The organism is Nostoc sp. NMS2, from assembly GCF_017115105.1.
In the GTDB taxonomy this organism is placed as follows: Bacteria; Cyanobacteriota; Cyanobacteriia; order Cyanobacteriales; family Nostocaceae; genus Nostoc.
This window is the reverse complement of record NZ_JABXKH010000005.1, coordinates 1-7,663: the sequence shown is the minus strand read 5'-3', so window position 1 is coordinate 7,663 and position 7,663 is coordinate 1. Positions and strand designations below refer to the sequence as shown.

The 7,663-nt window shown below is 43.4% G+C and carries 9 protein-coding genes and 1 pseudogene; 6 read left to right on the top strand and 4 right to left on the bottom strand.

Features of this window, described 5'->3' with window-relative positions; translation table 11 throughout:
- Positions 1-263 precede the first annotated feature (263 nt).
- From HWQ36_RS00440 to HWQ36_RS00430, 3 genes are all read left to right on the top strand, one after another.
- A complete protein-coding gene (locus HWQ36_RS00440; protein ID WP_292696874.1) occupies positions 264-917 on the top strand; it encodes a MotA/TolQ/ExbB proton channel family protein in 654 nt (217 codons plus the stop codon).
- 146 nt (positions 918-1,063) lie between these two features.
- Positions 1,064-1,270 carry a glycogen debranching protein gene (locus HWQ36_RS00435; protein ID WP_292696872.1) on the top strand — a complete coding sequence of 69 codons (207 nt, stop codon included), beginning with the start codon at positions 1,064-1,066 and terminating at the stop codon, positions 1,268-1,270.
- Positions 1,271-1,557: 287 nt separating this feature from the next.
- Positions 1,558-2,115 (top strand): methylmalonic aciduria and homocystinuria type D protein, encoded by a 558-nt coding sequence (locus HWQ36_RS00430; protein WP_292696870.1) that lies wholly within the window; start codon positions 1,558-1,560, stop codon positions 2,113-2,115.
- 266 nt (positions 2,116-2,381) lie between these two features.
- Here HWQ36_RS00430 and HWQ36_RS00425 read toward each other — a convergent pair whose 3' ends face one another.
- On the bottom strand, positions 2,382-2,522 hold the full coding sequence (locus HWQ36_RS00425) for a hypothetical protein (RefSeq protein ID WP_292696868.1): 141 nt from the start codon (positions 2,520-2,522) through the stop codon (positions 2,382-2,384).
- A 219-nt stretch (positions 2,523-2,741) separates the two neighbouring features.
- Here HWQ36_RS00425 and HWQ36_RS00420 point away from each other — a divergent pair.
- Positions 2,742-3,059 (top strand): annotated as a pseudogene (locus HWQ36_RS00420) (SAM-dependent methyltransferase); the annotation flags it as partial.
- A 51-nt stretch (positions 3,060-3,110) separates the two neighbouring features.
- Here the strand turns inward: HWQ36_RS00420 and HWQ36_RS00415 are convergent.
- Entirely contained in the window at positions 3,111-4,127 is a 1,017-nt protein-coding gene (locus HWQ36_RS00415) for a TrkA family potassium uptake protein (RefSeq protein ID WP_292696866.1), read from the bottom strand.
- A gap of 195 nt (positions 4,128-4,322) precedes the next feature.
- On the opposite strand from HWQ36_RS00415, the gene HWQ36_RS00410 reads away from it, so the two are divergent.
- Positions 4,323-4,700, top strand: a complete 378-nt coding sequence (locus HWQ36_RS00410; RefSeq protein ID WP_292696863.1) for a hypothetical protein — start codon at positions 4,323-4,325, stop codon at positions 4,698-4,700.
- Between the two features lie 222 nt (positions 4,701-4,922).
- Positions 4,923-6,203 (top strand): aspartate aminotransferase family protein, encoded by a 1,281-nt coding sequence (locus tag HWQ36_RS00405; protein ID WP_292696860.1) that lies wholly within the window; start codon positions 4,923-4,925, stop codon positions 6,201-6,203.
- Positions 6,204-6,251: 48 nt separating this feature from the next.
- On the opposite strand, the gene HWQ36_RS00400 is transcribed toward HWQ36_RS00405, so the two are convergent.
- Both HWQ36_RS00400 and HWQ36_RS00395 read right to left on the bottom strand, forming a co-directional pair.
- Positions 6,252-6,857, bottom strand: coding sequence for a DUF4129 domain-containing protein (locus tag HWQ36_RS00400; protein ID WP_292696857.1), 606 nt, complete (start codon positions 6,855-6,857; stop codon positions 6,252-6,254).
- 122 nt (positions 6,858-6,979) lie between these two features.
- Complete coding sequence (locus HWQ36_RS00395; protein WP_292696877.1) at positions 6,980-7,468, bottom strand: DUF2243 domain-containing protein; 489 nt, start codon at positions 7,466-7,468, stop codon at positions 6,980-6,982.
- Between the last annotated feature and the right edge of the window lie 195 nt (positions 7,469-7,663).

The window sequence follows — 7,663 nt, the reverse complement described above, 5'->3', positions numbered from 1 at the left end:
TCTCCCCCGCCGCAGGATGCGCGTAAAGCCTTCTCTACGAGACGCTGCGCGAACGGCATAGCTTCGCTTAGCGCAAAGCGTCTCCAAGAGTTGCGCTGTAGTGGAGCATCTGGCGTGGTCTCCCCGAATGAAGCAGGTGGCGTGGATTTAGGGGGATCTAAAACGTTTTGCTACCGAGAAAAGGACTTTTCAAACATCCTCTTAAACTGCTGCATCTCAACAATCTGTTAATCTAGCGTTGTTGGTAAGTTAAAAAATAATAGATGGAAATTAGTAATCTGTTTACAGCAGGTGGCGTAGTCATGTGGCCTCTGCTGGCGTTTTCTTTGTTAGGGGTAGCCCTGATTATCGAACGGATCATCTTTTGGGTAAGGATAAATAATCGGCAAAACAAGGTAGTGCGAGAGGTGCTACAGCTTTATCGCCTTGATAATGTAGTTAGTGCTTTAGATAAGTTGCAAAAGAATGCTGATTTACCCATCGCCCGAATTTTTTTAGCAGCTTTAGAATTAGAGGAGGCGACACCAGAAGAATTTCGTTTGGCATTAGAAAGTGAAGCACAAGCCGAAATCCCCTTACTCAAACGCTCCCAAAATATTTTTGAGACAATTATTGGTCTTGCGCCGTTGTTGGGACTTCTAGGAACTGTCTTAGGATTAATTAACTCTTTTGCTTCTCTAAATATCGGTGATGTGGGAGGTACTAAAACAACAGGAGTCACATCTGGAATTAGTGAAGCTTTAGTATCCACAGCATCAGGATTAGTAGTAGCAATCTTTACACTATTATTTGCTAATACCTTCCGCGGACTCTACCAACGCCAAATAGCTTGGATTCAAGAATATGGTGGACAGTTAGAATTACTCTACCGCCGCCGCTATGAAAGAGGAGATAAATCCTATGTGCCTAATAGATGAAGTGGAATTGGGTAATTGTAAATTAGCAATCGGTAACTGGGATTAGTTCACTACTTATTACCAATTTTGCTCTGCAATTTTTGACGCTAATAGTGTTCTAAAATAACAAATAGCTTTTTTCGCTCCACTTTTCGAGGGAATATTCCATGACTATTTGGGTAAATGAGCAAATCGATCCGTCTGGGATGATTCATGCCTGTATTGCTACTTGTAATGAATCTCAAGCTAAAGAGTGCCATGATTCCTTTCAGAATAATTTGACCGAAACGCAAAAAGCGGCGGGTTGGGTAGCGCAATTGCGGACAGTCGATTCTTGGGATGAAGTACCGGTGAATTCTTTAAAACTCAATTAATTGGGTGAAATAAAGTTCATTTTTGGGGGTTTTAATCGAACAGATTTTAGGAGCGCTCGCTTGTCTAGCACACACTGCATCTATGCTGATGCCTACAGCGATCGCAACAAATTCCATGAGAATAGGTTAATAAAGGATAAAATTCGGATTAAAATTCTCAAATTATTAGCAACTGCTTCTAAAAGAAGTAACATACTATAAGAAATTGATGATTTTTCTGGACTTTTAAGAGTTATCATCTATACCGTAGATTAAATTAAAAAACTTGTATAAGCCGAATCAATTTAGTGAACTATCCCAAAGTTTACACTTCGGAGCAAGCCTGTCCCATTAATTTAGTTGGCGAAACGGGACAAGCGGTTCAAATTTCAATTCATGCTCCCAGTCAATATATCTGTGCCAACTGCGAACGGATATTACCAGATTGGAAACGGCAGCCATTTTTACGAGTAGTGATTGTCTTGCAGCGATCGCGTTATCAATTAGTCAAAAAGACAGCACAAGTAGAGTCAGAAAAAGAACGATTACGAGAAAAGTTTATGCGATTTGGCTGCGATTTGGCATTTAATCTGCGCGATCGGGGCTATTTAACTGACCTGATCGACCCTCGTACAGGCTACCCTTTACTATCTCATCCCGGAGCAATTCCCCACGATGACACAGCAGTTGTCAAAGCTTTGCTTAACTATCCAGTAATTAAAAATCAATGCCGTGTATTAATTCATCCCGAATGGGGTGCAGCAGTTTATCCTAGCATCTTGATATCAGAAGCTCCCCCAATTTTGATCGAATGGGTTACTAAAGGTATAGCTGCTATGCATGGATGGAAGGAAATTGATTATTAGTCATTAGCGCTCTTCTATTACTCTCGTTAAATAAAAATTCAGAACCCTTGATTTTTAAGGCTTTGATAAATTTACGAGTAGGTTGGGTTGAGGGACGAAACCCAACACGAAAAACCCTTGGTTTTGTTGGGTTTCACTAAAGTTCAACCCAACCTACATTTTTTCTTTCATCAGAGTCATAAAAGAGCGTTAGTCATTGGGCATTGGTTATTTCTACCAAAAGTAAACCACTCAAAGAGTTGCTTTGCAAGGATTATAGTCAATCACTATTGCGCTTCCCGACCTATCCGCTTTCGCATTTCTGCTTCCAGTTCTTCTGGGGTGGTTACTGCCACACGTCCCGGCGCGGTTTGCAACAAATCCATGTATCTATGAAATGCTTGCACGTCATCAGGGTGCGATCGCACCTAATACCAATTTTTTATGAAGCTGCATAGAATTCGATCCCCCCTAGCCCACGCCAGTCGCTCCACGCATCCTGCGGCGGGGAAGACCCCTGTTCCCGCGCTGGCTCCCCTTAATAAGGGGGGAACCGGAAAAACATCTATCAAAGTCCCCCTTAAAAAGGGGATTTAGGGGGATCAAGATATGTGCAACTTCACATTAAATTGGTATAAGCTAGTAAAGCGATCGCTATTCCCCCACAAGCACTGAATCCTTGGTATTTTCCTAGTATTGGTGAGTACGCTACCCTGCTAGAACAACAAGGCTTTGATGTTAATTATGCCACCTTGTTTGCTCGTCCTACTCCCCTAACAGAAGGCGAAGCAGGGATGGCGAACTGGCTTGAGATGTTTGCCGATGCTTTCCTAGCAGGACTGTCTACTGAGCAAAAAATACAAATAATTCGCACGGTGGAAGAGCATCTTTTGCCGACACTGTATCAAGAAGGTAATTGGATAGCCGACTATCGAAGAATTCGCATCGTTGCCATCAAACTTTAGATTGCTTCACAAACAACTTTGGTATAAAAAAGTAATTAAAGAAAAATAAAATCAACTATTTTTCGGTCGCCGCAGTTCCTTGGAACCAATTGGGCCGAGAATTTGGTTAAGGCTACGCAACTGTTCTGCTGTACCCATCCCAATTAGCCGATCGCCTGGCATTAAGACTGTATCGCCAGTGGGGCCACCGATTAAAGTCCCATCAGCGCGACGAATTGCCAGAACTAATGCACCCGATTGCGATCGCAATCTCGCCTTTTGCAAACTCTGACCTACAAAGGGACAAAAAGCCGGGTCGAGTAAAAATTCTTCCATATACAATTGGCGGTCTGCACCTGTCAAAATCCCATCTACAAAGTCCAATACTTGGGGTCTGAGAGCCGCAGCAGCCATGCGTTTCCCACCAGTAATATAGGGGGATATCACCTCATCTGCACCACCGCGTCGTAACTTCTGCAAAGCTTCTTCTGTACTTGCCCGTGCAATTACCCGAATTTCCGAATTCAGTGTTTTGGCTGATAAAACAATGTATAAATTTTCGGCATCGGAAGGGAGGGCTGCAACGATACACATCGCGCGTTCAATGCCAACTTTCATGAGTGTGTCATCTAAGGTAGCGTCACCTTGGAATGCTGTGTAACCTTCTGTCTGCGCCCTTTGCACAGATTCCATATCTGAATCAATCACTACAAAAGGTACACCTTCTGCCCGAAATTCTTTGGAAATTTGACGACCAGTCCGGCTAAATCCACAAATGATGTAATGTTCTGTTAGGGATTCCATTAACCGCCTCTGTTGTTGTAGCCGAATTCCTTCTTGAAAATAGCCTTGAATGATCGCTTCTGTAAATCTGTTGACAATGTAACCAATATTCACTACACCCAACAAAATCAGGGCAATTGTAAACAATCGTCCTCGGCTACCCAGTGGATGCGTCTCTCCGTATCCCACAGTGGCTAAAGTGATGACTGTCATGTAAGCCGCATCTTCCCATGACCAGCCTTCCACTAGCCAGTACCACAAAGTGCCAATGAAAAAAACACCGCCAAGAGCGATCGCCCCGGCCATTAACTCCTTTTGGATACGTTGATATTTTTGCTCAAGTGTTGAGAATGAGGTAACAATAGTACTTTTAACCTACTTTTTCTAGTTTTTTGCTAACTTTTTAGCATTCGTCCTTTTTAGTAAACGAACCTCTTAGGTATCATCCCTGGAAAAGTTGTTACCTACCGATACCACTTTTACAAGAGGTAATTCTATTTTATGTTCACGCATTCCGAGTTAGAAATCAAAACCATCTCAGAATTACGTGACTTATGCCGTCGATACGGTATTAAGCGTACAGGAAGTGCAGCATATAAAGTCAGCTACATGACTTCTCTGATGGCATTTCCTCAGCTAGCACTCCAGCAAGTGAGAGAAGGAAAGGGATTAAAATCTCCTGGATTTAGCGTCATTCAATTTTTTGAAGGGGTGATAGATGAAATAAATTCACCCACAGATGAGCAAGCAGCACTGATCAAAATAACCTTGGAAAGTAGGAGGATGGCTTACCCCGATCGGTTTGATCAAGAGAACCTGCTGAATTTGCACAAAGCTAAGATGCATCTTGAGATAACTGTTGGCTTACTGAGTCAATAGCGATCGACAAGAACCCTGACTTCTTAAAAAAGTCGGGGATATGTGGCTTTTAATTGCTCAAGCGTTGAGTACAAAATTTTTTTCACCACCGCCAAGCGTTGAGGTCGTATAAACGTTAATTTAAGAAGAAGTACAAATTGTGCTAAATAAAAAGTAATTTTTAGGGATTTCTAGGAAACTAGTAAATAACTATATAATGAAAAACTTTCAGGAGGAGCGGTAGTGAGCCTACAAACTCTCGTTGACCAAGCCACCATCCCCCCAGATTCAGGGTCAGCATCTAGTCCCTTTGATGCAGATAGCTTTAATGAAGCTGTCATGTCTACATACGGCCGGTTTCCCTTAGCTCTAGAACGGGGGGCTGGATGCCGGGTTTGGGATACACAGGGACGAGAATATCTGGACTTTGTAGCGGGAATTGCCACTTGTACTTTAGGACACGCTCACCCAGTTATGGTAGAAGCGGTAACACGCCAAATCCAGAAGCTGCACCATGTCTCTAATTTGTACTACATTCCTGAGCAAGGAGAATTGGCAAAATGGCTCGTTGAACATTCTTGTGCCGATCGCGTCTTTTTCTGCAATTCTGGAGCTGAAGCTAACGAAGCCGCAATTAAACTGGCGCGGAAATATGCCCACACTGTATTAGACATTGAAAAACCGATTATTTTAACCGCCAATGCCAGTTTCCACGGGCGGACTTTGGCCACTGTTACCGCTACAGCACAACCGAAGTATCAAAAGTATTTTGATCCTTTGGTTCCTGGGTTCCACTACGTAAATTACAACGATATTAACGCTGTGGAAGTGGCGATTAGCGAGTTGGATGAAGGTGATTACCGAGTAGCGGCGATTCTGATTGAGCCATTGCAGGGAGAAGGCGGTGTGCGTCCGGGAGATGTTGCCTATTTCAAAAAACTCCGGCAGATTTGCGATGAAACTGGCATTTTGTTGATTTTTGACGAAGTGCAAGTTGGTATGGGGCGCAGTGGCAAATTATGGGCTTACGAACATCTCGGCGTTGAACCGGATATTTTCACCAGTGCCAAAGGCTTGGGTGGCGGTATTCCCATCGGTGCAATGATGAGTAAGAAATTCTGCGATGTTTTTCAACCAGGGGAACACGCCAGCACCTTTGGCGGCAATCCTTTTGTGTGTGGTGTAGCACTCAGTGTTTGCCAGACATTGGAACGGGAAAATATTTTGCAGAATGTGCAAGACAGGGGTGAACAGTTGCGATCTGGATTAAAAGCGATCGCAACAAAATATCCTCAGCACATTAGCGAAGTTCGGGGTTGGGGTTTAATCAACGGTTTGGAGTTGCGATCTAACATTGCGCTAACCGCAGCCGATGTCGTCAATGCTGCCATCAAGGAGAGTGTATTACTCGTACCCGCCGGGCCAAAAGTAATCCGATTTGTGCCACCGTTAATTGTCACAGAGGCAGAAGTAAATACTGCCTTGGAAGCTCTGGAAAAAGCGATCGCGGCTGTCACCAAATAGAATATTAGTTTGTTTTGTGTAGAGACGTTGCAATGCAACGTCTCTTTTTCATTCTGGGGAAATTTCCCGATAAGCTTGCCGACACTGTTCATAATTGTCTGGCAAAATCTCGGTATTACCAAAACATAATTGTTCGTGGGTGGTGATTAAAGTTTCGTAAGGCTGTATGGGAGTCACAGCCTTACGCAGTAATTGCAGATATTCTCCATCTGTACGGCTGAGTTTGTGGGGTGCGATCGCTTTTTGATGCAACTGCTGCAACATTGCTAAATAGAGACAACGGCAAGCTTCACGGTAGTTACCTTGACGGTAAAATTGTTGCGATCGCTCCAACAAAAGCGCTATGGATGACTCACTAGAACGAGTTTTGGCGCGAAAATCTGTCAGATTGCCATTTCTATTCAGCCAAGAATATACATAAGGACTGAATTCCCGCCATAATTGCCAACCCACCCAAACTATAAATAAGGCGATTACCAGCCAAAACAGAAATTTCAGCAACTCACCTACCCAAGGGCTAATTGACCATCCAGTAGGCAATTCTGGCAAAGACCGTTCAAAGCGATAAAACTGGTATTCCCACCATTCTCCCGCTTGTTGTTGAAATTGGGAAAGCTGCCAACTCCAGCTAGTTTTTTCAAAAGTATCTGTCATAGGGGAGTGGGGAGTGGGGAGCAGGGAGCAGGGGAGGCAGGGGGAGCAAGAACTATTGACCAATGACAAATGACAAATGACCAATGACAAATGACTAATGACCAATGACAAATGACTAATGACTAATGACTAATGACTCTTGACTCCTTTTTTATCATTATCCAACCGATAACGACAAGTAGCGCACCCAATGCAAGAAATCCTAGATCCCAGGCTAACTGATTTGGGCCTGGTTTCACATGATGAACACCGAGAATTTGGTGGTCAATTAAACCTTCAACCAAGTCGAACAACCCACTACCAATCAGTATTGATCCAATAAAGGTCTGTGATGACCAAGGAACATCATCACGTTTTCCAGCACGCCATAGTAACACAAGTCCAGTCGCGGTGAATACCCAATCCAAGGTATGAAAGAACCCATCCCATACCATGTTCAAATCTATATTCGCTCTGTTTGTCAGAGGTCGAATGTTACTAAGCATGTGATGCCACTGGAGGATCTGATGCAGTAAAATTCCATCAATAAACCCTCCAAGACCCACACCAAGAAAAATTCCAGCAGTAATTAGTGGTGCGCGTCGGTTGATGGTTTCATGTTTTGCCTCCATTGTCAACCTCATAGATAGGCTTTTTCTCCAAAATACAACTCTTTTGGCAGAAATATCTTCTATCTTGAGGCAAGTAGGATCGTTGAAGGAGGCAGAGGGTAGGAGGGCAATATTCTTCTCTTTTGAACTGGTTCTATTGTTAAACCTCATCTAAGTTGAGAACCGTAGTTTTCGCCCTCACCCTAAATCCCTCTC

Bases quoted from the DNA above. Each gene is read 5' to 3' on its own strand.
- HWQ36_RS00440 (WP_292696874.1), top strand. From the start codon at position 264: ATGGAAATTAGTAATCTGTTTACAGCAGGTGGCGTAGTCATGTGGCCT.
- HWQ36_RS00435 (WP_292696872.1), top strand. From the start codon at position 1,064: ATGACTATTTGGGTAAATGAGCAAATCGATCCGTCTGGGATGATTCAT.
- HWQ36_RS00415 (WP_292696866.1), bottom strand. From the start codon at position 4,127: ATGGCCGGGGCGATCGCTCTTGGCGGTGTTTTTTTCATTGGCACTTTG.
- HWQ36_RS00410 (WP_292696863.1), top strand. From the start codon at position 4,323: ATGTTCACGCATTCCGAGTTAGAAATCAAAACCATCTCAGAATTACGT.
- HWQ36_RS00400 (WP_292696857.1), bottom strand. From the start codon at position 6,857: ATGACAGATACTTTTGAAAAAACTAGCTGGAGTTGGCAGCTTTCCCAA.
- HWQ36_RS00395 (WP_292696877.1), bottom strand. From the start codon at position 7,468: ATGGAGGCAAAACATGAAACCATCAACCGACGCGCACCACTAATTACT.